The 25,430-nt window shown below is 60.0% G+C and carries 21 protein-coding genes and 1 pseudogene; 4 read left to right on the top strand and 18 right to left on the bottom strand.

Going from position 1 to position 25,430, the window contains the following annotated elements:
* Window positions 1–114: 114 nt before the first annotated feature.
* Entirely contained in the window at window positions 115–1,494 is a 1,380-nt protein-coding gene (locus ACZRMS_RS03030; RefSeq protein WP_463994066.1) for a glutamine synthetase family protein, read from the bottom strand.
* A gap of 560 nt (window positions 1,495–2,054) precedes the next feature.
* Here ACZRMS_RS03030 and poxB point away from each other — a divergent pair.
* Window positions 2,055–3,776: a ubiquinone-dependent pyruvate dehydrogenase gene (poxB, locus tag ACZRMS_RS03025; RefSeq protein WP_463994065.1), complete on the top strand. Its 1,722-nt coding sequence runs from the start codon at window positions 2,055–2,057 to the stop codon at window positions 3,774–3,776.
* A gap of 105 nt (window positions 3,777–3,881) precedes the next feature.
* Here the strand turns inward: poxB and ACZRMS_RS03020 are convergent, their stop codons facing one another.
* Together ACZRMS_RS03020 and ACZRMS_RS03015 are read right to left on the bottom strand one after the other, a co-directional pair.
* Window positions 3,882–4,181 (bottom strand): GGIII-like transmembrane region-containing protein, encoded by a 300-nt coding sequence (locus ACZRMS_RS03020; RefSeq protein WP_463994064.1) that lies wholly within the window; start codon window positions 4,179–4,181, stop codon window positions 3,882–3,884.
* Window positions 4,182–4,242: 61 nt separating this feature from the next.
* The gene (locus ACZRMS_RS03015) at window positions 4,243–4,431 is read right to left on the bottom strand and encodes a hypothetical protein (RefSeq protein ID WP_463994063.1); all 189 of its coding nucleotides are present in this window, start codon (window positions 4,429–4,431) and stop codon (window positions 4,243–4,245) included.
* Between the two features lie 238 nt (window positions 4,432–4,669).
* On the opposite strand from ACZRMS_RS03015, the gene ACZRMS_RS03010 reads away from it, so the two are divergent.
* The 3 genes from ACZRMS_RS03010 (at window position 4,670) to ACZRMS_RS03000 (ending at window position 6,263) form a co-directional block, all read left to right on the top strand.
* Window positions 4,670–4,912 (top strand): ParD-like family protein, encoded by a 243-nt coding sequence (locus ACZRMS_RS03010; protein WP_463994062.1) that lies wholly within the window; start codon window positions 4,670–4,672, stop codon window positions 4,910–4,912.
* Entirely contained in the window at window positions 4,909–5,700 is a 792-nt protein-coding gene (gene map / locus ACZRMS_RS03005; protein WP_463994061.1) for a type I methionyl aminopeptidase, read from the top strand. Before ACZRMS_RS03010 ends, map begins: the two co-directional genes overlap by 4 nt.
* A gap of 263 nt (window positions 5,701–5,963) precedes the next feature.
* Entirely contained in the window at window positions 5,964–6,263 is a 300-nt protein-coding gene (locus ACZRMS_RS03000) for a hypothetical protein (protein WP_463994060.1), read from the top strand.
* A 244-nt stretch (window positions 6,264–6,507) separates the two neighbouring features.
* Here ACZRMS_RS03000 and ACZRMS_RS02995 read toward each other — a convergent pair.
* The 15 genes and pseudogenes from ACZRMS_RS02995 to tssC form a co-directional block, all read right to left on the bottom strand.
* Window positions 6,508–6,788, bottom strand: a pseudogene (locus ACZRMS_RS02995) (transposase); the annotation flags it as partial.
* 71 nt (window positions 6,789–6,859) lie between these two features.
* On the bottom strand, window positions 6,860–7,870 hold the full coding sequence (locus ACZRMS_RS02990; protein WP_463994059.1) for a serine/threonine-protein kinase: 1,011 nt from the start codon (window positions 7,868–7,870) through the stop codon (window positions 6,860–6,862).
* Window positions 7,867–8,595 carry a PP2C family protein-serine/threonine phosphatase gene (locus tag ACZRMS_RS02985; RefSeq protein ID WP_463994058.1) on the bottom strand — a complete coding sequence of 243 codons (729 nt, stop codon included), beginning with the start codon at window positions 8,593–8,595 and terminating at the stop codon, window positions 7,867–7,869. Before ACZRMS_RS02985 ends, ACZRMS_RS02990 begins: the two co-directional genes overlap by 4 nt.
* Window positions 8,595–12,119, bottom strand: a complete 3,525-nt coding sequence (gene tssM, locus ACZRMS_RS02980; RefSeq protein ID WP_463994057.1) for a type VI secretion system membrane subunit TssM — start codon at window positions 12,117–12,119, stop codon at window positions 8,595–8,597. Before tssM ends, ACZRMS_RS02985 begins: the two co-directional genes overlap by 1 nt.
* Window positions 12,120–12,132: 13 nt before the next feature.
* Window positions 12,133–13,008 (bottom strand): type IVB secretion system protein IcmH/DotU, encoded by an 876-nt coding sequence (icmH, locus tag ACZRMS_RS02975; protein WP_463994056.1) that lies wholly within the window; start codon window positions 13,006–13,008, stop codon window positions 12,133–12,135.
* Between the two features lie 5 nt (window positions 13,009–13,013).
* Window positions 13,014–14,345 carry a type VI secretion system baseplate subunit TssK gene (gene tssK / locus ACZRMS_RS02970; RefSeq protein WP_463994055.1) on the bottom strand — a complete coding sequence of 444 codons (1,332 nt, stop codon included), beginning with the start codon at window positions 14,343–14,345 and terminating at the stop codon, window positions 13,014–13,016.
* Between the two features lie 2 nt (window positions 14,346–14,347).
* Window positions 14,348–14,848, bottom strand: coding sequence for a type VI secretion system lipoprotein TssJ (gene tssJ, locus ACZRMS_RS02965; protein ID WP_463994054.1), 501 nt, complete (start codon window positions 14,846–14,848; stop codon window positions 14,348–14,350).
* A gap of 5 nt (window positions 14,849–14,853) precedes the next feature.
* Complete coding sequence (tagH, locus tag ACZRMS_RS02960) at window positions 14,854–16,044, bottom strand: type VI secretion system-associated FHA domain protein TagH (protein ID WP_463994053.1); 1,191 nt, start codon at window positions 16,042–16,044, stop codon at window positions 14,854–14,856.
* 17 nt (window positions 16,045–16,061) lie between these two features.
* Window positions 16,062–16,202 (bottom strand): type VI secretion protein, encoded by a 141-nt coding sequence (locus ACZRMS_RS02955; RefSeq protein ID WP_463994052.1) that lies wholly within the window; start codon window positions 16,200–16,202, stop codon window positions 16,062–16,064.
* 93 nt (window positions 16,203–16,295) lie between these two features.
* Window positions 16,296–17,903 (bottom strand): sigma-54 interaction domain-containing protein, encoded by a 1,608-nt coding sequence (locus ACZRMS_RS02950; protein WP_463994051.1) that lies wholly within the window; start codon window positions 17,901–17,903, stop codon window positions 16,296–16,298.
* 10 nt (window positions 17,904–17,913) lie between these two features.
* Entirely contained in the window at window positions 17,914–20,562 is a 2,649-nt protein-coding gene (gene tssH / locus ACZRMS_RS02945) for a type VI secretion system ATPase TssH (protein ID WP_463994050.1), read from the bottom strand.
* Window positions 20,563–20,575: 13 nt separating this feature from the next.
* On the bottom strand, window positions 20,576–21,583 hold the full coding sequence (gene tssG, locus ACZRMS_RS02940) for a type VI secretion system baseplate subunit TssG (protein WP_463994049.1): 1,008 nt from the start codon (window positions 21,581–21,583) through the stop codon (window positions 20,576–20,578).
* On the bottom strand, window positions 21,547–23,334 hold the full coding sequence (gene tssF / locus ACZRMS_RS02935; protein WP_463994048.1) for a type VI secretion system baseplate subunit TssF: 1,788 nt from the start codon (window positions 23,332–23,334) through the stop codon (window positions 21,547–21,549). The genes tssG and tssF overlap by 37 nt, the downstream gene beginning before the upstream one ends.
* 175 nt (window positions 23,335–23,509) lie before the next feature.
* Window positions 23,510–23,920, bottom strand: coding sequence for a type VI secretion system baseplate subunit TssE (tssE, locus tag ACZRMS_RS02930; RefSeq protein ID WP_463994047.1), 411 nt, complete (start codon window positions 23,918–23,920; stop codon window positions 23,510–23,512).
* Between the two features lie 14 nt (window positions 23,921–23,934).
* Window positions 23,935–25,410: a type VI secretion system contractile sheath large subunit gene (tssC, locus tag ACZRMS_RS02925; protein ID WP_463994046.1), complete on the bottom strand. Its 1,476-nt coding sequence runs from the start codon at window positions 25,408–25,410 to the stop codon at window positions 23,935–23,937.
* Window positions 25,411–25,430: the final 20 nt, after the last annotated feature.

Raw genomic sequence — 25,430 nt, 5'->3', positions numbered from 1 at the left:
GCGAACTCTTGTGTTTGATGATGATCGACACAGAGGTTAACGGGACGCCAGTGAAAAAATTGTCAGAAAAGCATGAAAAACAAAGGGCTCGGGCAGATAAAGCAGGCCAAAAACCTATGCCTGGTGCAAGTACCAGCGCCAGTCCTGCTCGCCCACTTCCCCCATGAACTGCCGGTACTCGGAATTCTTCACCGCCAGGTACACCTTCAGAAACTCTGGCCCGAACGCCTCCTTCGCCCACTCCGAGCCTTGCAGTGCACGCAGGGTGGTCAACCAGTCGGTCGGCAGCATTTCGGTGGCCTGGGCGTAGCCATTGCCTTCAACCGGCGCCCCCGGATCGAGCTGTTCGCGAATGCCGCGATGAATGCCGGCCAGAATGGCAGCAGCGGCCAGGTACGGGTTGGCATCGGCACCACAAATACGGTGTTCGATATGCCGCGAAAAAGCCGGACCGCCCGGCACCCGCAAACTCACGGTGCGGTTATCCACACCCCAGGTCGCGGCCAGCGGTGCATAGCTGTTGCTCTGAAAACGGCGGTAGGAGTTGGCATTCGGGCAAAACATCAACAACGAATCCAGCAAGGTGCTGAGCATCCCGCCCACCGCGTGCCTGAGCAGCGGCGTACCGTCCGGCGCTTCGCTGGCGAACAGGTTGTTGCCCTCTTTGTCGGCCAGGCTCACATGCATGTGCATGCCCGTACCGGCCAAGTCATCAAACGGCTTGGCCATAAAACAGGCGACCATCCCGTGTTTGTGTGCCACGCCCTTGACCAGACGCTTGTAGCGCACCGCTTCGTCCATGGCCTGCAAGGCGTCGCTGCGGTGTTCCAGAGTGATCTCAACCTGCCCCGGTGCGTACTCGGAAATCGCCGTGCGCGCCGGGATCCCTTGCAACTTGCAGGCGCTGTACAGATCGGCCAAAAACGGCTCGATCTGCTCCAGCTCACGCAAGCCGTACACCTGCGTGGCCCGCGGGCGCTGACCATCAGCATCGCGTGCCGGTTGCGGGCGGCCGTTACTGTCACGTTGTTGATCGAGCAAATAAAACTCCAGCTCCGCCGCCATCACCGGGTAGTAACCGTCCGCCTTTAGCCCGTCGATGACCTTGGCCAACAAGTGCCGGGGGTCTGCCACGGTTGCAGGCATGCCCTGCTGCGGGTGCATGCTCACTTGCACTGCTGCCGTCGGGATCAGGCGCCACGGCATGCGCTGCAAACTGCCGCTGATGGGGTATGCACGGCAGTCGATATCGCCCACATCCCACACCAGCCCGGTGTTTTCCACATCATCACCATTGATGCTCAACCCCAGGATCGTGCTCGGCAGCGGCCGGCCGCTCTCATAGACCGCCAGCAGTTCGTCACGGTGCAGCAACTTGCCCCGGGGCACGCCGTTGTTATCGATGATGAACAGCTCGAACATCTCGATGTCCGGGTTCCGTTCCAGAAAATCCAGGGCTTCTTGCAGCGGGGCAAAGGCGGTGATGGCACTCATGGGAATACTCGTAAATTCGTTTCAGGCAGGCGCACAGGCACGCCATTTTGGCCGCACCCTCAAGGGCGCAGGCACACAAGACTCAACGGGAAATACGAGCATCCGGCGGGCGGGCATGCCGGCAATGAAACAGGGCCCAAAAGGCCAGTTTTGAAGGGAGGGCAGATAGTGACGGGGTGGCGCAGGTCAAAAGAGCAAGGCATGGCACAGCGCGTGACGCTAAAACGTCCGACATCAATTGGTACTTAATCCCAATCAGCCCAAGCCTCATACCTACAACCATTACCTACAAAGAGACAGCAGCCTCACACGGCAGACCATGTCCGTCAAATACAGGCTTTCAGACCTTTGGTTATGGGCTGGCTAAACATTTGCTTTCGGGCTGCGACGTAACGACGCCGCCTCCTGCGGGTCAGGCGCTTCATGCAAGCGCTCTGATGAACACTTGTTCATCGAACGTTTTAAAAACCGGCAAGGTCGGATGCAGTGTCTATCCTGCTTGGCAAACGGTAATACACCGGGCTCAAGCCATCTGTTTTCTTACCTGAGGAGCTTCTTCCATGTCCAGAACGGTTGCCGATTTCATCACCGAATCCCTGCAACAGGCCGGCGTCAAACGGGTATTTGGCGTGGTAGGCGATTCCTTGAATGCATTTACCGACTCGCTGCGGCGTCAGGAGCAAATCGAGTGGATACATATGCGCAACGAAGAGTCCGCCGCCTTTGCCGCCGGCGCCGAAGCGCACTTGACCGGTGAGTTGGCGGTGTGTGCTGGCAGTTGCGGCCCGGGCAACCTGCATTTGATTAATGGCTTGTTTGACGCCCATCGCAGCGGTGTGCCGGTGCTGGCCCTGGCCGCCCATATCCCCAGCAGCGAAATTGGCATCGACTACTTTCAGGCCACCCATCCCGAAAGCCTGTTTAAAGAATGCAGTCATTACGTGGAGTTGGTGTCGCGGGCCGAACAGTTGCCGCAAGTTCTTGAGCGCGCCATGCGTGTAGCCATCGCCAAACGCGGGGTCGCTGTTGTGGTGATCCCCGGGGATGTGGCGCTGCAAGCCTGCGAAGCCAAAGTCCCGAACTGGCTCAAACCTGCCGCACCGATGATTCGCCCAACCGATACCGACATCGACCGACTGGCCTCATTCCTCAATGACGGCAAAAAAGTCACCCTGCTCTGCGGCGCTGGTTGCGCGGGAGCCCACACAGAAATTCTGGCCCTGGCCGAACGCCTCAACGCGCCGATCGTGCACGCACTGCGCGGCAAGGAGCACGTGGAATACGACAACCCCTATGACGTCGGCATGACCGGGCTGATCGGTTTTGCCTCGGGTTATCTGGCCATGAAGAACTGCGACACCCTGCTGATGCTCGGCACCAATTTTCCGTATCGCCAGTTCTACCCCGAGCACGGTTATATAGCTCAAATCGACTTGCGTCCCGAAGCACTGGGCAATCGCTGCCCGCTGGAGCTGGGGTTGATCGGTGATGTGAAGCTGACACTGCAGGCGGTGCTGCCAAAAGTGGCACGCAACCCTGATTATCAGCATCTCGATTCGGCGCTCAAGGACTACAAAAAAACCCGCGAAGACCTCGACGCACTCGCCGAAAGCGGCCCCGACAGCTCAATCATTCATCCGCAGTACCTCAACAGGCTGGTCAGTGAACTGGCGGCTGAAGACGCCATCTTCACCTGTGATGTGGGCACGCCCACGGCCTGGGCGGCGCGCTATTTGAAAATGAACGGCAAGCGTCGTCTGGTCGGCTCGTTCAACCATGGTTCGATGGCGAACGCGATGCTGCAGGCCATCGGGGCACAGGCGGCGTTTCCTGGTCGCCAGGTGATTTCCATGTCCGGCGACGGTGGTTTCACCATGATGATGGGTGATTTCCTGACCCTGAATCAGGTCGGTTTACCGATCAAAGTAATAGTGCTCAACAACGGCACGCTGGGCTTTGTGGAAATGGAAATGAAAGCCGCGGGCTTCCCCGACGTGGGCTGCGAACTGAAAAACCCGAACTTCGCCGCCATGGCGCAAGCGATGGGCGTGAAAGGGATTCGGGTCGAGCATCCGTCTGAGCTGGAAGCGGCTTTGCGTGAGGCCTTTGACCATGATGGCCCGGTTCTGGTCGACGTGGTCAGCGCCCGTCAGGAACTGGTGATGCCGCCGAGCAAAACCTTTGAGCAAGCCAAGGGCTTCAGCCTGTTCATGCTCAAGACCGTAATGGACGGCCGGGCCCGAGAGTTGATTGACTTGGCCAAGGTCAATTTGTTGCGCTAAGCCAAGCGCCACGGGCGAATAGTCCCGCTGGAGCTGCCACAGGCTGCGGTCATTTGATGTTCAAGATCAAAAGATCGCGGCCTCGGGCAGTCCCGCGAGGGAGCTTCAACGGGAGTGAAAACGCCGGTTCAGGGCCTTCTTTTTATCCAGGATGGCCTGCTCGCGCTTGCGCTTGCTGCGTACCACTACCCCCCAAACGATCAACACCAGCAACACCCCGGCACCTCCCAAGATGAAGTATTGCTGCCCGGTGTCATCAACGATGCCATGGATTTCCAGCGGCAAGGTGTAGCTGGCGCCATTGCTGACTTGCTGTGCCAGTACCGGTCCTGCCCAAGTTGAAGCTAAAAACCCGCAACCGGTTATTGCAGCGCCTGAAGGCAGTAAGTTTCTGCGCGATATCACTTAAATCTCCTCGGTCATCAAAAATGCAGGCTGCCACCTAGACCTTCGATCATTCAGGTTGTTACACCGAATGTAAAAAACATCCTGCAGAGGCGAGTAATAGCACCTCGCAAAAACCGGCCTGGAGCCTCCTTAACCGGTTTACCGTCGACAGCGCCTGCGCATCAAGTCGCTCGCCGGTCAGACGGTTGAGCAAATCCTTGGCCAGTTGCTCGTAAAGAACGGCCAGGGTGGTCAGCGCAATGCTCATCACGAACACCGACGGCAGGGTATAGCGCGCAACCAGGCTACGGTGAGGCCGGGCCAACCAGTGGAGCAGCCCATGGAGAGAGGCATTGAGGTACATGGTGTATTTGATTGTTTTTTTAATGGCGCCAGCATAGGGATCGACCCTCAGACCTGCCCATGCCTGACAGGCCTTTGGGTTGCGATCACGCCCCGCCCTCGATTAATATACGTTTCATATATATTTCATATTGAGCATTGAGATGGGTATCGTAAAAATCTCGGACGCCACGCATGAAAACCTGCGCGTCGCCAGCAACGCACTTAACCGTTCGATCAACGCGCAAGCCGAGCACTGGATGCGTATCGGCATGCTGACCGAACTGCACCCCGATCTGGACCACAACCAGATTTGCCGTTTGCTGGTGCGTGCCGAACTGCAAGGCGGCCTCGACTTGAAACAACTGTGTGACCTGGCTGATGCCACTGCGGGAGCGGATCAATGAGAACTGGCGTCGTCATCAACAGCCCGGCCCAGATCGCCCAGTCCAAGGTCGCGGGCAAACTGGCGGCCGAGGTACTGGCCATGATCGGTCAGCACGTCAAGGCAGGCGTTACCACCGACCATCTCGACCAGATCTGCCACGACTACATCGTCAATGTGCAGAAGGCCATACCTGGCAATGTGGGCTATCACGGCTTCCCGAAAACCGTGTGTGCGTCAGTCAATGAAGTGGTCTGCCACGGCATCCCGTCGAACCGGGTGTTACAGGACGGCGATATCGTCAATATCGACATTGCCGTGGTCAAGGACGGCTGGTTCGGCGACACCAGCCGCATGTACTTCGTGGGCGAACCCAGCGCTCAGGCGCGGCACCTGGTCAAGACCACGTACGACGCCATGTGCGCCGGCATCCGCATGGTCCGCCCTGGCGCGACCCTGGGTGACATTGGCCACGCGATCCAGACCCTGGCCGAAAAAGAAGGTTTTAGCGTGGTGCGCGAATACTGCGGTCACGGCATCGGCAAGGTGTACCACGACGAACCGCAAGTGCTGCACTACGGCTACCCGGGCCAGGGCATGAAGCTCAAGACAGGCATGATTTTCACCATCGAGCCCATGCTCAACGCCGGCAAGCGCCATGTGAAAACCCTGCCCGACCACTGGACCGTGGTCACCAAGGACAACTCGCTCTCGGCCCAATGGGAACACATGGTTGCCGTGACGGACGACGGTTTCGAAGTCTTGAGCCCTTGGCCGGACAGTGTCGAGGACTACCCGGCTATCGTTTGAGGGGTTTGAACAGCGCCTGGATGGCGGCGGGCCCGTGCAGCATCATTCGTTCATGGATTGTTCCGGCTGTCCCAAACGATGAGGGCACGGGGCCCCAAAAGCGCCCCTGGAAACGACTGATATCCGACGCTGCACGAGCGCCTGCCGCCGAGTTAGCTCGGAAGCCGTGCGCAGAACGCCTTAAGAGTGCCAAGTAGAGTGAGCATAACGAGGAAATTGCAGTCAGACTGTTTATGCAAAGCCATCAAGCAGAGAACTCAAAAATGAAAAAAGCCCTTACCCTCGTAATCTTGCTCGCCGTATCGGGCGCAGCGAATGCAGCAATCCCCGCACTCAATGCAAGCTGCCCGGGCAATATTGAAGTACATGCGGATGCTGGTGGCCCTGTATTTATCAACGGCAAAGCGAGCAAGCTGAAGAAGTTCAACGACAACTATTACGAAGCCAAGGGCGATGGTGTGACCCTCTCTGTGAGCATTAACCCGGATGGTTCTGCTGCCGTTTCCTATACAAAAAAAGATCGGGTTAATGGGGTGTGTGAGGTAAGAGAACCGGCGGCTTAAAAAATGTACGCCGAATAGCGCCTAAAAGCCGAAATCATCCACGATGCCACGGCAAAAAAGTGGTGAAGCCATCGCGACGACGAAAGATGGCGCAGGAAGTGGTTCGTTCAGGTCGGTGCAGCATTATTCAGGGTCAGCCTCACGTGCTATCGCTATCAGCTGCGTTTGGCGGCATTACCCCTAAACAGAAATTGGGGTGGCCTGACCTCTATTTCTGATGTGTAGTAGAAATGAGGGGATTACCCTTCAACCGCACTCCTTGGCAAAGTACGCGGCGGCCTTTTTTAATATGTCTCGCTCTTCAGTAACCCGCTTGAGCTCCGCCCTCAGGCGTCGAAGTTCAGCCTGCTGATCATCGCCTTGCTGCCGCTCTTCCTGCGGCTTGCTGTAACGCTTTACCCACGCATAAAGGCTGTGGGTCGATACGCCGAGACGTGCTGCCACATCAGCGACAGGCAGCTTCTTTTCGATCACTTGATTGACCGCTTGGATTTTAAATTCTTCGGGATAACGTGGGTTGCTCATAGCACCTCCTGATTGGCCTCATTTTAAGGCATGAAGGTGTTTACGAAACTAGGGGCCATTCAGTTCGGTAGTCATACGTGACGCCAATGCATCAAGCGTTGCAGCCAGCACGAAGTGACAGCGAAAGCGTCATGCATTTGTTTGGCAGTGATCGTTCGGTCCGCCACGTTGAAAGCCAGCGCCGCTCGCAGGGCTGGCCAGCAGTGTTTGGGCAGGTTTCGCGGTGGGTGCAGCTCGCGTTCGAGCTGGCCGTCGCGAGCCTCGGTCGAGGGCAAGCGTCGGAACGGGTGTTTGCCGCCCGCCAATTCGTAAAGTACGCACGCCACGCCGTAAACATCGGCGCTGACCGTCAGTGGTTGGCCTTCGAGCAGTTCCGGGGCGGCGTAGCCGGGGGTCCAGGCATTGAAACGGTCGCGGCTCAGGTGTGGCAGGCCAGGCAAGATGCCTTCTTCGGCCTGGCCCAGACCGAAGTCGAACAGGCGCACGCCTTCTTCGCTGAGCATCACGTTGCTCGGTTTCATGTCGCCGTGTAGCACGCCGCGCGAGTGGGAGTAGGCCAGCGCGTCAAGCAGCGGCAGTGCGATGTCGCGCAGTTCTTTCCACGGCAGGCCCAGGGGCCGCTCGCAAAGTAATTTGTCCAGGGTCAGACCACGCATGAGTTCCATGGTAATGAAGGCGCGCGGGCATTCGGTGTCCACTTCAAAGCTGTGCAAACGCAGTACGTTGTCGTGGCGCAGGCGTCGGGTCAGGGCGAACTCGCTGTAGAGCAAGGCGCTGGCGTCCGGCGATTCGGCAAATTCTTCGCTGAGGATTTTCAGCGCGATGTAAGGGTCGGTATCGCCGAACTGTTCGCTCAGCAAATCCCGTGCGCGGTAAACCGCACCCATGCCACCGGCGCCGAGCAAGCGTTCGATGCGGTAACGGCCTGCGAGTACGTCGGGCATTTCGCCGAGGCTGGCCTTGGTCGGTTTGGCCTTGTGCGGCTTTCCGTTCAGAGGCGTGGCAAACGCAAAGTAAGTCAGGTTGCTGGCCTGCTCTTCGCTCACCAGCAGGTCGTCGAGCGGCGGCATGAGTTGGGTCATTGGCGGATTACCACGGCTGTCAGGTTGTCCCGGGCCGAGCCACGCAGAGCGCCGTCGAACAGGCGCTCCAGCGCAACGTGCGGCGCGGTCAGGCTCAGGGCGTTGCCCAAGGCATCGCTGCTGAGCCCGTTGTACAAACCATCGCTGCACAACAGAAACGCATCGCCGGGGTAGACCTCGAGTTCGAGCACGTCCAGGGTCAATTGCTCGGCCGCCCCGACCGCTCGAGTCAGGGCATGGGCGGCTGGATGAGCCTTGGCGTCCTCGACGCTCATGTTTTGTTCGTCGATGAGTTGCTGTTGCAGCGAGTGGTCCTTGGACAGTTGATACAAACGCTGGCCACGCCACAGGTAGCAACGGCTGTCGCCGGCCCAGATGCAGGCCGCGCGACTGCCGTCCACCAGCAGCGCCACCACGGTGCTGCCCATGATGCTGTCGTGGCGCCCGGCGGTGACGGTCAACTCCTGGCCCAAGCGGCGGTTCAACCAGTGCAGGCACTGGCGAATGCCTTTGAGGCGTTCGTCGAATTCACCCTGCACCGGCAATTCCGCCAGGCTGGCGACGATCAACTGGCTGGCGATGTCGCCCCCCTGATGACCGCCCATGCCGTCCGCGACCACCCACAGCCCCTGCTGTGGACAGTCGAGTAAGGCATCTTCGTTGCGCGCCCGCACCTTGCCGGCGTCGGTACGCGCAGCGCTGCGCCAGGGACTGGCAACCAGCATCAGAGCTGCACCGGCATACGGAAGGTACGCAGTACGCCCATGTCGAACGGGTTCGGCGTGCGCTGGCTGCTGAGCAGATAATTGGCGCGCAGGCCGCCTACATCAGCCTTGAGCACCAGCACGTCGCGACCACTCAGGTACTCGGTCTGCATCAAGTCGAACAGACGGAACAGCGACCACGGGCCAGTGTTCTTTTCGATGCCGATCGGTCGGCCGGCCATTTTGTCGAGGACCAGGCTGGTGCGACCGTCTTCAGCGTCGGTCGGCCATTTGAACGACACCGGCACGATCGGGCCGTGACGGTATTCAATGGTCTTGTCGCCAAACTTGAATTCGGAACGGCTGACGGCCGGGTCGAGGGTGTACGGCTCCAGTTTGAACTGTACTTGCGGCTCGGCCGGGTTGATCGAGAAGAAGCTCTGGCGAATCACTTGCGCCGCGGCCATCTGGTCGAGGTAGGCTCTGGAGATCGGCAGGCTGTGACCATCGATGACGCGCAGACGGAAGTTACCCGGATCGCCACTCACGAACGGACGCATGTAGGTGTCGAAGAAGCGATCGTTGATGCCCTGCGCCTTGAAGAACTCGCGGAAGTCGCTGATCGCCACGTCGCTGGTGCTGTGGGCGCTGAACGGATAACGCTTGTTGATCGCCTTGCCATAGAAGCTGTACAGCTCGCTCTGATAGCGCTGGTTCAGGTACTGGTAAGAATCGTTGAGCACCAGGCGCCAGGTGTCTTCGGCGAGCACGTTGAACCACACGCTGACCGGACGCGGCAGACGATTCGAGGCATTGCGCAGGGCGCTCAGCGCATCGCGCTGGCCGCTCATGCGGGTTTTGGCCATTTCGAGCGCGGCTTGCTCCGGGGAACTGGCACGTGCCAGGCTCGCCAGCTGCATTTGCAAGTCGTTGAGTGCAGTCAGGGCCGGGGTCAAATCAGCGGTCGGGCCGTTGTTGTCATCCAGCAAACGGTGCAGCGGTTCGAAGCGACGTTGCAGGGATTTCTTGGCGGTGTCCGGAAGGTTCTTGGTCATGTCGGCAGCTTTATCCGCCGCCGCTGCCGCGAGTCTGCCCAGTTTTCCGCCCTTCTCTGCCAGTTTCCCAGCTGCATCAGCGGCGTATTCAGCGCTGTCAGCGGCCACCGGGAAGCGCGTGTTCTCGCGCACTTCCACCAGCAGTTGCAGCACTGGCGAATTGGCCGAAGTCAGGCCCGCCAGTTGCTCGGCGCCCTCGCCCGCGTCGTTGATCGGTGGCAAGGCGACCTGGCCGACCGCTTCGCTCCAGAAGTTGGCGTAGTCCCGAAAGTACAGTTGCTCCAGTTCGACCATCAGGCGACGCAAGTCCATGCCGCTGATGCCCGAACCTTCGCCCAGCACCCAGTTGTCACGCAGGATCTCGGTGACCAACGCACTGCCCTGAACCGAGAAATACTGCTGATAACCCTGTTGGGTGTAGAAGCCCGGGATCACGTAATCGGTGCCGACAAACAGCAAGCCTTGCGGACCCAAATGTTGGCTGAGGCGATACTCCGGCAGGTTGCGCGCCTGTTCACGCAGCATCCGGTAAACCACGTTGGCCAGCGATTCGTTGCGCAAGACCTGACGTGCCTGAGCCACCAGTTGATCGTTCAGCGGGTAGATAAACGGCTGCTGGAGCAAGCGTTCGAAGTGGGTATTCAAAGCGTTCTGCACAGCGGCGTTGCCGGTATAACGCTGGGACCACTCGGTGGCAACCCAATCCTTGAGCCACGGACCGTCGCGACGGTCTTTCATGTTCAGCATCAGGTATGCGCGCAGGCTGTTGAGCAGGCGTTCGCGGTCCTGCATGTTGGTGCGGATCTGCCCTTCCAGCAGCGTTGCGACCTTCGGTAGCAGTTGCGCTTCGAGCTCGCGCTCGTACGCTGCCCTGACCACTGGGTTGACCTCTTCGCCTTGGTACAGACCGCCACGCTCGTGGTAACTCGCGTCGCCTTTTTTCGGAAAGACCAGAGTTGCCGCGTAAGCAGTGCCGAGGGGCTTGAGCACGGCCATGGAATCATCGCGGGCCGTCAGGACCGAACGCTGTTGCGTCCATTGGGAGGCCAGGTTGCGCAGGCTTTCCAGACGCTCGTAGTTGGCGGAGAAACCGCCCGCCCACAGCATGCCGAACAGCGCCAATGCCGCCAGCGCGCCCATGTAAAGCGCCCGCTGTCCCCAATGGATGCGACTGCGTTCGCGCTTGTCCAGACCGGCCAGATCGGCCTCGGGGAAAATCACCCGACTGAACAGGTGGTGAATGAAGCGCGAACGGCCACTGCGCAAGGTCGGCAGCACGCCCGCGTTCATGCCCAGATTGGCACCGATGCCGGCGGTGGCCGGGTCCATTTCCTGGGTCAGGTGCGGCGCGCTGGTCAGGTAGAAACCGCGCAACTGGCTGACACGCTGGTAGCGGTTGCCGGTGAACGCCATGTCGACAAACAGGCACAGGCGCTCGCCGATCTGTCCCAGTTGATGCGGGAAGTCGAGGATGCGGCCACGGCGCTGGGTGTCGCGTTCCTGGTGCATGTACATGATCACTTGGCTGTTGAGACGACGCAGCAGCGCTTCAAACTCGGCGCGCAGTACGGCCACGTCGGTGCCACTCTGCTCTTTGCGGAAGCTGGTGCCGAGCACCTGATCGCTTTCTTCGCGGGTCAGTTGATCGAAGAATTCGTCGAAACCGAGCAGTTTGTCGGCCTTGCTCAGCACCAGATAAATCGGCACGTCGATGTGGAGTTTCTGATGCACGTCCTGCAAGCGCGCACGTACCTGGCGGGCCAGGGTGTCGAGGTCTTGCTCGCTGCCACCCAGCAGGGTTTCCACTGGAATGGTCACCAGCACGCCGTTCAATGGGCGGTTGCGGCGACGCTTGCGCAGCAGGTCGAGCAAGGTGCTCCAGGCACTGCCATCGACTTCGGCATCCGACTGGGTCAGGTAACGCCCGGCAGTGTCGATCAGTACACCGTGGTCGGCGAAGTACCAGTCGCAATGACGGGTGCCGAGGGTATCGCGGGTCAGTTTGCGGTCGATCTTGTTGATCGGAAATTCGAGGCCCGAGAAGTCCAGCAAGCTGGTCTTACCACTGCCCTGCGGGCCGATCAGCAAGTACCATGGCAAATCACTGCGCCAGCGTTCGCTGCGGCCGCGATACAGGCTCGACGTCTTGAGGGTTTTCAGGGCGTCCTTGAAACGCACCTTCAACTCCTTCTCTTCTTCGTCGATCAGCTCTTCGCGGCGGATGCGATCCTGGCCGTCTTCGGTGTCTTCGACGGCTTTTTTACGCACACCGGCGCGCCAACTAACGAAGACCATGGTCAGGCCCCAGATCAGGAACAGCACGCTGATGGTCAGCAAGCGCGAGGTCGAGCCTTCCCAGAACTTGTAGTCATCCACCGCCAGCAGCGGCCCGACGAACCACACCAGAAGCGCGACAAACAGCACCACCAGCAAGGTCCAGACCCAGGTCTTGCACAAAAATGCGCCGAGTTTCTTAAAAAACTTTTTCATCACACGTCCCTGTTTACGGCTGCGACAGCGGCTGGACCGCGGCCGAATCAAGCGGCTGATAAGGTTGCAGAACGCTGTCGCGCTGCTCGCCCAATACCCAGGCGAAACCGGAATACATCACCACCAGGCAGACGAAGGTGAACAGCACCACCATCCACGCCGGCACGATGCGCACCAGGCTGCGGCGCCGATCGTTCAGGCCTTCCCAATGCGGCGACAGCTCACGCGGCACGTCGCCACGAAGTTGACGGATCTGCCGATACAAGGCATCGCGGATGCCGTCGAGTTCGAGCATGCCGCGCGCTTGTACGCGGTACTTGCCTTCGAAACCGAGAGACAGGCACAGGTACATCAATTCCAGCATCGGCAGGTGCTTGACCGGGTTTCTCGACAGGCGGTCCAGCAGCTGGAAGAACTTCTCGCCACCGAAGGTTTCGTTGTGGAAGCTGCTGAGCAGGCTCATCTGCGACCACTCGCTTTCGTTGCCCCACGGTGTGGTCACGACGGCTTCGTCGACCACAGTGCACAACACATAACGCGCGGCCATCACCTGGCTGCTTTCAGCGCCGTTGTGCAGTGCGCGCACCTCAAACAGCTTGAGTCCGGCGGTCAGTCGCTCGTTGAGCGCGTACATGTCTTCGCGGGTGTCGCTGTGCTTGAGGCGCACTACTTCCGACAGCAGCTCCGAGGCGGTGGCCACCAGCGAATTGAGGCTGATGTTGAACGCTTCCGCCGGGCGCAGGCGCGCGGCGTAGATCATGCGTTCTTCGAGCTGTTCGAAACGCGGCGGTGCAGCGAAATCGGTCAGCGGACTTTGCGCCGGGCCGTGGCCCTGGCGGTCGAGCAAGACGGTTTTATCGTCCTGATGGTGTTCCATGTCCTTAATCATTTCAGTCAGTTCCTGATGGCCCAGAATTTCAGTTCGAGCTCGGCAAATTCACCGGAAACGTGGAACGCGAAGCCGCCGGAGCGCTCCAGGTCTGCCAGGTCTCCCGAACTGAGTTCGAGGATGAAATAGGTTTTGTTGGAGTGGAACGCGATCTGCCGCGGGGCCACCGGCAACGGTTTGACCTTGATGCCCGGCAGGTGCAGGTTGACCAGTTGGCGGATGCGCTCCACCGGGCCGACCTTGAGGTGCGCCGGCAAGCGGTGGCGCAGTTCTTCGGAGTCGCAGTTGGCACTGGCCGCCAGCACGAACGACGCCGAGCCCAGCAGTTTGTGGTCGTGCAACGGCGAGACGATGATCCCGTACTGCCGCTCTTGCAGGATCAGTTCGATAGCGTGCTGTTCGAGCACCATTGACAACACCTGACGGATCGCTTCCATCAGCTTGCGAAAGCTCGCGCCCTGATCGCTGTGCTGGTAACGGCTGTCCAGGCGCGGGCGTTTGCTCTCGCTGGAAAACGTCGCCAAATCGCCGAGCATGGTCAGCAGCGTGCGGTACAACTCTTCCGGGTGAACCTGCTCCAGGCCAAGGTAGTGACGCAGCAGCATTTCGGTGCGGTTGATCAGTTGCAGCATCATGAAGTCACCGACTTCCGCGCCACCGACCTTGCCGTTGGAGCGGATTCGGTCGGCGATGGTGTCACCGCGGTGACCGAGCATGCTGATCACTTCTTTGAGGCACGACAGCAGGTAGCTGGAGGAATGCGCCTGGATGTAGGTCGGCACGAAATCCGGGGCGAGGCTGATCACTCCGTCGGGCGTGGTGTCGAGCACGTCGCATATTTTCAGTTTCACATAAGCCTGATCGCTCTGCTGCTCGCCGAGCAACAGCTTGAAATCCGGACGACCGCAGCGCACCTGACTGGAGGAATCATCACCAGCATTGGAGTCAGCGACTTCGGCTTCGTACGCGGTGTAGCGCGCCAACACGTCGGTTTGCTCCGGGCGGCGTGACTCGACGTGGTTACCGGTGACCAGCGGCAGCGCCAGATAAATCGGCGTGTTGCCGGTGTTCGGCGGCACGTCCAGGGCCAACGGCTCGGTGTTGCCGCCGAGTTCGAACAGGCTGCCATCCGGCAGAATCCCCGAGGCCTGGCTGATCACCAGTTTGCCCATGTTGAGGAACTGCAAGTCGATGTCCAGGCTGAGGAAGCCCCAGATGTAGCTGCCCAACAACTGGGTACGGGTTTTCATCTGGTGGTCGTAGTAGCGATCGTTGTGCTGGAAGTGCTGCGGACGCAGCAGCATGCCTTCCTGCCAAATGACTTTATGGGTATTCATGATCAGTCATCCGCCTTGGCGAGCGTTTCGAGGCTGCTGCGGATACCGGCCTGATCAAGCGTCAGGTCAGCGTCGGTGACTTCCACCGGGGTGATTTGCACGGTGTAGCGCCATTTGGTTTCCGGCAGATCGCGGTAGGCGGCGAGCACGCCAACGTAGCGGCTGCCCTCCTCCACGCTGAGTTTAAGTTCAACGGTTTCGCCCGGGCGCAACTCGAGTTCTTCGCTGGCCACCAGGTCTGGGGCCAGGGATTCCTTGGCGCGTTCATACAGGCTGAAGAAGTCGGCGTTTTCGAAGGTCACCGGGTGCTTGAGCTCGAACAGACGCACGACAATCGGCGACGGACGTCCGTTGAGGTCCAGGTTCAACTGATCGCTGGCGGTCAGTTTCAGGTTGAGCTTGGTGACTGTCGAATACGGCGACAGCAATGAGCAGCCGGCCAGCAGCACCAGGGCCATTAGCGCCGTCAGCGTCTTGAAAAAAGTGGTCGAGCAGCGAGACATGCGCATCATCCTTGGTGGTCGGTGTGTAGGGTGGAAATCAGGCGGATCTGCTCTTCGTAGGCCTGAGCGAAGTCACGGGCCAACAGGCGTTCGCTCCAGTCATCGTCCTGACGCAGGGCCTGGTGATAACGACCGTAGGCTCTCCAGCGACTGCCGGAGGTGGCGAGCAAAGGCTTATTGTCGCGCTCGAAACGCAGGGTCAATTGCTGTGGCGAGAAATGCTCCAGCGTGCCGCGAACAGCGGCGCGGCTGGCGGTCAGCAAAGCCACCTGATGCGCCTGCAAATCGCGGAACGCGCGGGAGATCGCTTGCTCGGCACGCAACTGGCCCGGCTTGTTCGACTGCAACAAAATGCCCAGCGCTTCACCGGCATCGACGGCGCATTTCAGCGGGTTCTTTTGCGAGCCTTGCACAGTGGTCTGGGCCAGCCGCAGTTCGTTTTTCAGTTCGCTGCGGGTGCGCAGGCTCTGCTGTAAACAGCCGACGCTTTGCTTGAGCAAGCGTGCCGCATTCAGCGCCACGCCTTCGCGGGCATCGTGGTCAAGGCCTTTGAGGTCCACACCCAGCGCAGCACCGAAATGCTCCCAGAAACCCTCACTCTGACGCTCGACGGCTTTCAGCGCTGGGGCCGGTACGATTTCGGCCGGAGCGTTGATCAACTCCGGAACCATCAGGCTTTCCATGTCGATGCGCGCGTAGTCGGCACGCTGACGGGTGTCTTCGATTGTGGTGCTTGGGGAGATCAATTCCTCGATTTCCGAATACACGCGTTCTTGCTGATCGAGGGCATTGAGCGGGTCGAGGTCGAGGAAGGCGTTATCCGGAATGATGCTGCCTGCCGCCTGCGGACGACCGACGTCGAAGGTTGCCGGATCGCGCACCAGCCGCGCACGGATCTCGAAATCCCCCAGCACATAGACGCTACCGTGTTCAATGCGCACCGCTTCGCCTTTGCGCAGACGTGCACCGCTTTCGCCGTCCTGGACACCGTTGCTGCTGGTGTCGGTGAGAAAAAACGCGCCTTCGCGGTAGCTGATCATCACGTGGTGATTGGACAGGTGACGCTTGCTGTCCGGGATGATCCAGTCGCAATCCTCACCACGACCGATCACGCCACCGGCCTGTTTGAAGGTCTTCTGGCATAAATCGGTGGGCACGAACTGCTTGGTGTTGAGCATTTCGAAAACCAGTTCCATGGTGATTCTCCTTGCGGTCACTTGCCGCGATTGACCGCGTGCGGATCACCCAATGGGCGATAGGTGTTGTCGTTGTATTTGTAATTGCCGCTACAGCCGCCGAGGCCGCATAGAACGACGAGGGTCAGCAGGACGGCTTGCCAGTGACGAACGGGCATCAGAGGGTCTCCAGAGGCAGACAAAGCACAAAGCGCCAGCCCGGCTGGGTGGTGCTATCAGAAGCGGACGAGATAAAGTTGACGGTCATTTGCCTAACCATTGAAATCCCCAAGATTGATATTCAGTCGCCCGAGGCGGTACAGCAGCGTGCGACGCGGTAACCCGAGTTCGCGGGCCGCGAGAGTCTGATTGCCATTGTTTTTACACAAGCAATCGAGCAAAAAACTGCGTTCGACCTGCTCCAGACGTCCACGCAGGTCCAGGCTGCTGTCTTCCAGCATGGCTTCCAGGCGCTCGCGCAACTTCAAACGATTGTCTGGCGGCATGACCGCCCTGAGTTCGCACAGGTTCACACTGTTGTCATCCGGTATCGGGGTCGAACGCAGGGAGAAATGCTCCACCAGCAATTCGCCGCCTTCGCACAGCAACACCGCACGCTCGACCAGGCCTTTGATTTCGCGCACGTTGCCGGGAAAGGCGTAACCGGACAGGTGATCCAGTGCCGCGTCGGACCAGTGCACCGCATCGCGTTGCAAGAACTTGCAGGCCTTGTCGGCGAAGTACCGCGCCAGGTTGGGAATGTCGCCCTCGCGCTGACGCAGGGCAGGCAACTCGATCGGGAATTGCGCAAGGCGGTAGTACAAGTCCTCGCGGAACTTGCCTTCGCTGACCAGCAGCGACAAATCACGGTGGGTCGCGGCGATGATGCGCACGTCGATCTTGTGGGTGTCGTTGGAACCCAGCGGGCGGATCTCGCCTTCCTGCAACACGCGCAGCAACTTGGCTTGCAACGACAACGGCATGTCGCCGATTTCATCGAGCAACAAGGTACCGCCGTTGGCCGCATCGAACAGCCCGGCTCGGTCGTGGTCGGCGCCGGTGAAGGCGCCTTTACGGTAGCCGAACAGCTCGCTTTCCAGCAGGTTCTCGGGGAGCGCCGCGCAGTTCTGCACGATGAAGGCTTGAGAACGGCGCGGACCACAATCGTGAATCGCCCGTGCGACCACTTCCTTGCCGGTGCCAGTTTCGCCGCGCAACAGCACGGTGTACGGGCTGTGCAAGACTTTGCTGATCAGCGAATAGGTCTGGCGCATGGCAGCGCTTTTTCCGATCAAACCGTAATCACTGGCGCTCGGCACGCTCACTGGCGCGGGTTTTGAGTCACCCGCAGGACGACGTAAGCGTTGCAGCAAATGCAACTGACCGAGCACGAACGAGCCCAACTGCCCGAGGGAATCGGCGAAGCCTTTCAGGTCGATGTGCTGGCGACTGACGCACAGCAGCAAACCTTCGACCGCGTTCAGGTGATTCACCAGCGGCACGCACAACAGCGACTGCCAAGGCGTTGCCTGCGGCGGCAGGAAACTGGTTTCGTGCAGGCTGCCGCTCAACTCGCCGAGGCTCACCACGCGGTTCTGGCACAGGGCGAATTGCAGCAGTTGTTCACCGTTGTAATCGGCTGGCAGGCTCGCCGCTTCCCGAGGTTGCAGAATGCCGTTGAGGCACTCGGCGTTCATTCCCAGGCACGTGTGAGTGGCGTCCAGCAGGTACAGCTGCGTCAATTCGCAACCGCTGAGTTCGGCCACCCCGCGCACGAAGTCACCCAACAGCGCAGCACCGTCCGCCGCCCGCGACAGGCTGGCGAACTGCGCCAACAAGGCTTCGGCATAGATCAACGGTTGCGGCACTTGAGTGAACATCACACCCACCTCAGGCGAACTCGCAGATCACGCTGGCGTCACCATCGAGCGTGGCATGCACACGCTTGAGGCTTTCACCGGTGGCCATTGCGTCGAGCAAGCGGTCGGCCACCAGTGGCAGCACGTGCAGGTCGAGCAAATGGTCGATCAGGCGTGCGCCGCTGTCGTTTTGCGTGCAGCGCTCGGCCAGGTGATCGACGAGGTTCTGGCAGTAGGTGAAATCCAGCTGACGACGGTTCAAACGCTCGCCCAAACGGCCGAGTTTGATTTCGATCAGCTCGCGCAGCACCGGGCCGCCGACCGGGTAGTAAGGCACCACGCGCATGCGCGCCAACAGCGCCGGTTTGAAGTGTTTGCTGAGCACCGGGCGGATGGTTTCTTCGAGCACCTCGGCGGACGGCCGCGCGCCGTTTTCACAGAGTTCGCTGATGCGGTCGCTGCCCAGGTTCGAGGTCATCAGGATCAACGTGTTGCGGAAGTCGATCTCGCGACCTTCGCCATCGTTGGCCACACCTTTGTCGAAGATTTGGTAGAACAGGTTGAGTACGTCCGGGTCAGCCTTTTCGACTTCATCGAGCAGCACGACGGAGTACGGTTTCTGACGCACGGCTTCGGTGAGCATGCCGCCCTCGCCGTAACCGACGTAGCCCGGCGGCGCACCGATCAGGCGCGACACGGTGTGCTTCTCCTGGAACTCGGACATGTTGATGGTGGTGATAAAACGATCACCGCCGTAGAGCAAATCAGCCAGGGCCAGCGCGGTTTCGGTCTTGCCGACGCCGCTCGGGCCGACCAGCAGGAACACGCCCACTGGCGCGTCGGGTTTGTTGAGGCCAGCAGCAGTGGCGCGCATCGAGCGGTCCAGGGCGTGAACAGCTTGCTCCTGACCACGAATGCGCGTGCGCAGATCGGTGGCGAAACTGGCGACCTTGGTATTGTGCTCGCGTGCCAATTGCGCCGATGGCACGCCGGTCCAGGCGCTGATCACTTCAGCCACCAGACGCGGGCAGACTTCGAAGCTCACCAGACGCTCTTTGACCTGGGCCTCGGTCAGGGCTTTGTGAGTGTCGTTGAGCTGGGTTTCCAGGGCTTCGACGCATTGCGATTCGTCGACCGGCAGGGTTTCGATCACCGTGCCTTCGGCGTCTTCTTCAACCGTGACGGTTGGTTCGACGGCGGCTGCTTTGCGGGCCTTGGCCAGTTGCTGGCGCAGGTCCAACAGGCGTTCGGCCAGCTCCTTCTGTTCTGTCCAGAGGATTTCCAGCGCGGCCATTTCGTTTTCGGCTTCATCCAGGCGCGCTTCCAACGCGTCCAGCGCTTCGTGATCGATCGACAAGCCAGCTTCGGCATCACGGCGCAGTGCCTGACGCTGACGGCCACCTTCAGCCAGTTCGCCACGCAGGAGCTCAAGGCTTTCCGGGGCCGCGGCGAGGCTGATACGGACACGGGCGCACGCGGTGTCGAGCACGTCGACGGCTTTATCCGGCAGTTGGCGACCGGCGAGGTAACGGGCGGACAGTTCCGCAGCAGCGACGACGGCGTCATCGCGCAGGTAGATGCCGTGGCCCTTCTCGTAGACCTGAGCCAGACCGCGAAGGATAGTCACCGCTTCGCTGACGGTCGGTTCGTGCAGTTGCACCGGTTGGAAACGACGGGCCAGCGCCGGGTCTTTCTCGAAGTATTTTTTGTACTCGGCCCAAGTGGTGGCGGCGATGGTGCGCAGTTCGCCACGCGCCAGCGCCGGTTTCAACAGGTTGGCCGCGTCGGAACCGCCGGCATTGCCGCCCGCGCCGATCAGGGTGTGGGCTTCGTCGATGAACAGGATGATCGGTTTCGGCGAGGCTTTGACTTCGTCGATCACGCCTTTGAGGCGACGTTCGAATTCACCTTTGACGCTGGCGCCGGCCTGCAGCAGGCCCATGTCCAGCGACAGCAACTCGACGCCTTTCAACACTTGCGGCACTTCACCGGCAGCGATGCGCGAGGCCAGTCCTTCAACAATGGCGGTTTTACCGACGCCGGCTTCACCAACCACAATCGGGTTGTTCTTGCGACGACGGGCGAGGATGTCGACCATCTGCCGGATCGCGCCATCGCGGCACAGAACCGGGTCGATTTTGCCGTCGCGGGCCTGTTGGGTCAGGTTGTGGGTGAAGCGCTGCAGCAGCGACTCGCCCGGCAAGGCGGGTTTACCGGTGGCCGGTTGCTCTTTCTGCGACAGGGCGAACTCTTTCAGGCGATCAATGTTCAGTTTGGCCAGCAACGTCTGGTAACGGCTGCCGGCGTAGCGCATCGGGTTGCGCAGCAGGGCGAGGATCAGCGCGGCCTGTTCGACCTGGGTCTGGCCCAGTTCGAGGTTGGCCACCAGCAAGGCATCCTGCAGCCATTGCACCAGCTCCGGGGCAAACACCGGGTTGCGCGAGGCGCTGTGCTCGACCCGTGATTGCAGGGCGGCGCTCAGCTCTCCGGCATCCACGTCGGCGTCTTGCAGCGCGCGTGCGAGCAGGCCTTGCGGACGCTCCAGCAGGCCGAGCAACAAGTCTTCGACGAGGATCTTGCTGCCGCCACGGGCGACGCAGCGTTCGGCAGAACTTTCCAGTTCACGACGGGTTTCGGCGTCCAGCGCCTGGATAAGTTGTTGCAGGTCTACGTTGATCATTGGTCATCTGTCCTTAATGAATTTTGCTGCCCAAGGTGACTACCCCGTCCGCTTTTTCGCGGCCCAGCCAACTGGTCCATCCCAGGTGGCAGGCGTTCTGCTCACCGATGCGCAGTTCGCGGATTTCTTCCTGGCGCAACACCAGGCGAATGTCGTAATCGAGCGGGTCACGCAGGGTGAAGCGCACCAGAGCACACAGCGGCTGGTAGCCAAAACCGATTGGCAGGAATTCGTGAAAGCGTTGCCAGTCGAGTTCGCGGATGTGAATGCGGAATTTGCCGCTGCGGTCGCGCACGTGTTCGCCCAGCACCAGGTCTTCGCCGAGCAGGCTGTTGGCGCGGCCCAAACGATTGCGCTGCTCGTCGAGGATTTCCACGCGGCGCTCGATGCACTGCTCGATGGTCAGCTCGGCGTGCTTGAAGTAGTAACGCAGCACGGCTTCGATCAGCGCCGCCGAGTGCGCCCGCAAACTGAGCAAGCCGAGGTACGGCAGCAGGCGTTTCCAGTTCAGTTCGCCGGCCTTGCGGATCTCTTCGCCACCCAGGCCAATCAACGCAAACAATTGCGAAGAAAACGGGTCGAGCGCACCGCTCTCGAAGCTTGCGCGGTAGCGGTATTTGCGCCAGATCGGCAGCATCAGCCGTTGCAGACGATGGTGGAACAGGTCGAGGAAGTTGCGGGTCGGGTTGCCGTCTTCGCTATCGCCCAAGGCCTGTTCACCATAAAACGCCGGCAGCGGCGAACCGGAACCGACCAGCCCTATCAGGTTGAACCGCAGGCGCGCGCGCATCTGCCCGTGCTCGTGGAAAAACTCCACGCGATCGACATCGCTGCCAGGGAAACCCAGGCTCGGGTTGGCCTGGAATTCCAGCTGGTCGTACAGATCGTCCTGACTCAGGCGCGGGTGGGCCTCGCGCAGCCGGTCAACCACCAGCAGCACAGCCTGAAACAGCGAGTACTCGCGTATTCCTCGGGTCAGTCCGCTTAAAGCAGCGGCTGAAGGCCCATACGTGGTGTCCATTGGTACACCTCTCCCTGTGTGCTTTTTACCCGCAACTCGTGGTACGAATTGAGACTGGCGTAAAGCGCGAAAAACTCGTTAAGAACCGAAGCGAACACGAACAGGTCGCCCTCGCCGATGTAGCCTTCCGGGTCGATGGTCAACTCGGTGCGCAACCCGCGCACCGGCAAGCCGCGATGCAGGCGGTCGACGTGTTGGTGTTTAATCGACTTGAGCCCGCCGAGCAGGCGCTTGCTGACTTTATCCGCGTGCTGGTCGTAATAGCGCGGCAGGTCGTAGGTTTCGAGAATCACCTTCAACGCATTGACGTCGGCCAACGACAGATAGTTAAGCGACATGTTGCTGATCAGCTTCCACAGGAAGTCACGGTTCAGCGGCGGCGCATAACTGGGGGTAGCCGGGGTAATGTTGCGGAAACTGAGGAACTCCGGCGTCTCTTCACAGGCCTGGCTGATCTCGCCGAGCTTGAGCTTGCGCGGCAGGTTCTGGTTGGTGCACATCAGCTCGATCGACAGGGTTTCGTGGGCTTCGGTGTGGCGGATGCCGAAGCTCAAGTATGTGTCGAGGCCGTCGTGCAACAGCGATGAACGCTGGCGAATGCTGTAATGCGGACGGCTAGTGGCCACGTCGAAACTCGGGTCGTGCTCGAAGGATTCGAACGGCACGTATTCCTGGTGGCCGAGGCCGCCGGGTTTCCATCCGGTGACGCTTTCCACCGAAAACACACCGCAGTTTTCCAAGTCGTATTCGGCGGGCAGCAACAGGTATTCGTCCTGTTTGCCGTCCAGGCGGATTGGCAACGCATCGTGCTTGAACAGGTTGACGATCGGCGTGCAATACAGCTTCACGTTGTCCAGGGTCGGGCGCATGCGCAGGATGCCGCTTTTGCGAATATCGAAGCGCAACTCCAGGCCGCGCATCTGCTTGAGCGTGTCTTGCGGCAGCGCCTTGAGAATGTCCAGACCGTTGACGTCGACGAACAGGAACTTGTCCTGGAAGGCGAAATATTCTTGCAGGTAGCGGTAGCCACGGAAGGTGTTCAGCGGATACGGGATCAACGCTTCTTCTTCGGCAAAACCCACCGGCTGCACCCGGTCACCGGGCATCTTGAACGCCATCGGTGTGCCGTTGACGCCATTGATTGGTTTACCGGCGCCATCCAGCGGGATCAACTCGATGCCTTCCAGATTGCGCAACAGGCTCAGGTACAGCATCTGGCTGATGTATCGCTCGCCAGCGAAGTGCAGACGCAAGCGGCTCAACTCCAGCTCACCGAGGTGACCGTCGGCGCTCATCTCCAGGCGCAGGCTCAACAGCGAACCGTCTCCCTTCACCGAGTACGTCAGCGCGGCCAGATCCAGCGCCTGGACTTCGGTCGGGTAGCACGTGCGGAAACGGCAACGCACGTCTTCAATCGGAACACTTTCAATCGGCGTATCGCGCTCGACTTTCAGGGCCGGGCCAGAACGCTTGAGCGGATCGAACTGCAAAATGCTGAACGCCGGTAATGGCCGCATGTAGTTGGGCCACAGCAGTTGCATCAGCGAGTGGCTGAGCTCTGGCAATTCGTCATCGAGCTTCTGACGCAGGCGACCGGTCAGGAACGCAAACCCTTCCAGCAACCGCTCCACATCCGGATCCCGCCCGGCCTGGCCGAGAAAAGGCGCCAACGCTGGACTACGTTCGGCGAACCGGCGGCCCATTTGACGCAGGGCCGTGAGTTCGCTTTGGTAGTAGTGGTTAAAAGACACAGTCAGCTCCCTGCTTTACTGGTTGGCGAAAGGTTTGAGTCAGTGGCGGTCAACAAAACGCCCTGAACATCCATGCTGATCAACCCATAAATAAAAATGTGCGCGCCTGGTATTCAACGTCAGGCAAGCGCAGTGCCCACGGGTGCAGCCAGCCGTCTTCGCTGGCATCGCAGTCTCATGAACTGACGTTGACCTGACCACGACCATCGAGGCGCGCAACGAAACTGACCTGTCGCTTGAAACCATCCACTTCCAGCAGGCCTTCAATGCTGAAGGACAGGCGAAGCTGATCGTGGTCACGCGGCAGGGAGATGACATGCACATTGCTCAGGCGTGGCTCGTAGGCTTCGATGAAATTTTCGATGGCCAGACGGGCCTGACTCAGGGAGTCGTGCAGGCTCAGACGCATGTCATTGAGATCGGGTAGCCCGTAATCGGACAGCGTTTGCACGCTGCCCGCACGGGTGCTGAGCATCTTGGCCAGATGGGCAGCCACGGACGCCATGGCGGAAACCTCGCGGCTCCAGCCGACGCGTTTGTCCGCGTCGCCACCCAGGCGTTCGAAAAGGCTGCCGTATCCAGTCATGAGTTAGGCTCCGCTTACTCTTTGTCCAGCTTGCCAACCAGCGACAGGGTGAAATCAGCACCCATGTACTTGAAGTGCGGGCGCACGTTCAGGCTGACGCGGTACCAGCCAGGCTCACCTTCAACATCGCTGACGATGATCTGGGCTGCGCGCAGCGGACGACGACCACGGACTTCGGCGCTCGGGTTTTCCTGGTCGGCCACGTACTGGCGGATCCACTTGTTGAGTTCCAGTTCGAGGTCGGTACGTTCTTTCCACGAACCGAGTTGCTCGCGCTGCAGCACTTTCAAGTAGTGAGCCAGGCGGTTGACGATCATCATGTAAGGCAGTTGGGTGCCGAGCTTGTAGTTCAGCTCTGCGGCCTTACCTTCTGCGCTGATGCCGAAGGATTTCGGCTTCTGCACCGAGCTGGCGGAGAAGAACGCCGCGTTGTCGGAGCCTTTGCGCATGGTCAAGGAGATGAAACCTTCCTCGGACAGTTCGTACTCACGGCGGTCGGAAATCAAAACCTCAGTCGGAATCTTGGTTTCGATTTCGCCCATGCTTTCGAAGTGGTGCAACGACAGGTCTTCCACCGCGCCACCGCTTTGCGGGCCGATGATGTTCGGGCACCAGCGGAATTTGGCGAAGCTGTCGGTCAGCTTGGTCCCGAACGCGTAGGCGGTATTGCCCCACAGGTAGTGCTCGTGGCTGTTAGCGACGGTTTCTTTGTAGACGAACGATTTCACCGGGTTGTCTTCCGGGTCGTACGGGTTGCGCAGCAGGAAGCGCGGCACGGTCAGGCCAACGTAACGGGAGTCTTCCGATTGGCGGAAGCTCTGCCATTTGGCGAATTGCGGGCCTTCGAAGTGATCTTTCAGATCTTTCAGGTCCGGCAAGCCGGTGAAGCTTTCGAGGCCGAAGAATTTCGGGCCGGCGGCGGCAATGAACGGCGCGTGGGACATGCAGGCTACGCTGGACACGTACTGCATCAGTTTCACGTCTGGCGAACTTGGGGACATGAAGTAGTTGGCGATGATCGCCCCCACAGGCTGACCACCAAACTGACCGTATTCAGCAGTGTAGATGTGCTTGTACAGGCCCGACTGCATCACTTCCGGCGAATCTTCGAAGTCGTCCAGCAGGTCGTCTTTGGAGACGTTGAGGATTTCGATCTTGATGTTTTCGCGGAAATTGGTGCGGTCGACCAGCAACTGCAGACCACGCCACGACGATTCCAGCGACTGGAAGTCGGGGTGGTGCAGGATTTCGTCCATCTGGCGGCTGAGCTTGGCATCGATCTCAGCGATCATGCGGTCAACCATTGCTTTCTTGACCGGTTCACCGTTGTTCTGCGGCTTGAGCAGCTCTTCGATGAAGGCCGACACTCCGCGCTTGGCGATGTCGTAGGCTTCGTCGTCCGGGGTCAGGCGGGTCTCGGCGATGATGCTGTCAAGAATGCTGTATTCGCCGTTCTCGTTGCTCTTTTGCTGTGCTGCGCTAGTGCTCATTATTGGCTTCCTTGACTCAT

The sequence above is a fragment of the Pseudomonas sp. B424 genome (genome assembly GCF_055408345.1).
This window is presented reverse-complemented; position numbering and strand designations above follow the sequence as displayed.

What these genes read in the sequence shown, in the direction of transcription:
- ACZRMS_RS03030 (WP_463994066.1), bottom strand. Translation starts at nt 1,494, where the DNA reads ATGAGTGCCATCACCGCCTTTGCCCCGCTGCAAGAAGCCCTGGATTTT.
- poxB (WP_463994065.1), top strand. Translation starts at nt 2,055, where the DNA reads ATGTCCAGAACGGTTGCCGATTTCATCACCGAATCCCTGCAACAGGCC.
- ACZRMS_RS03015 (WP_463994063.1), bottom strand. Translation starts at nt 4,431, where the DNA reads ATGAGCATTGCGCTGACCACCCTGGCCGTTCTTTACGAGCAACTGGCC.
- ACZRMS_RS03010 (WP_463994062.1), top strand. Translation starts at nt 4,670, where the DNA reads ATGGGTATCGTAAAAATCTCGGACGCCACGCATGAAAACCTGCGCGTC.
- map (WP_463994061.1), top strand. Translation starts at nt 4,909, where the DNA reads ATGAGAACTGGCGTCGTCATCAACAGCCCGGCCCAGATCGCCCAGTCC.
- ACZRMS_RS03000 (WP_463994060.1), top strand. Translation starts at nt 5,964, where the DNA reads ATGAAAAAAGCCCTTACCCTCGTAATCTTGCTCGCCGTATCGGGCGCA.
- ACZRMS_RS02990 (WP_463994059.1), bottom strand. Translation starts at nt 7,870, where the DNA reads ATGACCCAACTCATGCCGCCGCTCGACGACCTGCTGGTGAGCGAAGAG.
- ACZRMS_RS02985 (WP_463994058.1), bottom strand. Translation starts at nt 8,595, where the DNA reads ATGCTGGTTGCCAGTCCCTGGCGCAGCGCTGCGCGTACCGACGCCGGC.
- tssM (WP_463994057.1), bottom strand. Translation starts at nt 12,119, where the DNA reads ATGAAAAAGTTTTTTAAGAAACTCGGCGCATTTTTGTGCAAGACCTGG.
- icmH (WP_463994056.1), bottom strand. Translation starts at nt 13,008, where the DNA reads ATGATTAAGGACATGGAACACCATCAGGACGATAAAACCGTCTTGCTC.
- tssK (WP_463994055.1), bottom strand. Translation starts at nt 14,345, where the DNA reads ATGAATACCCATAAAGTCATTTGGCAGGAAGGCATGCTGCTGCGTCCG.
- tssJ (WP_463994054.1), bottom strand. Translation starts at nt 14,848, where the DNA reads ATGTCTCGCTGCTCGACCACTTTTTTCAAGACGCTGACGGCGCTAATG.
- tagH (WP_463994053.1), bottom strand. Translation starts at nt 16,044, where the DNA reads ATGGAACTGGTTTTCGAAATGCTCAACACCAAGCAGTTCGTGCCCACC.
- ACZRMS_RS02955 (WP_463994052.1), bottom strand. Translation starts at nt 16,202, where the DNA reads ATGCCCGTTCGTCACTGGCAAGCCGTCCTGCTGACCCTCGTCGTTCTA.
- ACZRMS_RS02950 (WP_463994051.1), bottom strand. Translation starts at nt 17,903, where the DNA reads ATGTTCACTCAAGTGCCGCAACCGTTGATCTATGCCGAAGCCTTGTTG.
- tssH (WP_463994050.1), bottom strand. Translation starts at nt 20,562, where the DNA reads ATGATCAACGTAGACCTGCAACAACTTATCCAGGCGCTGGACGCCGAA.
- tssG (WP_463994049.1), bottom strand. Translation starts at nt 21,583, where the DNA reads ATGGACACCACGTATGGGCCTTCAGCCGCTGCTTTAAGCGGACTGACC.
- tssE (WP_463994047.1), bottom strand. Translation starts at nt 23,920, where the DNA reads ATGACTGGATACGGCAGCCTTTTCGAACGCCTGGGTGGCGACGCGGAC.
- tssC (WP_463994046.1), bottom strand. Translation starts at nt 25,410, where the DNA reads ATGAGCACTAGCGCAGCACAGCAAAAGAGCAACGAGAACGGCGAATAC.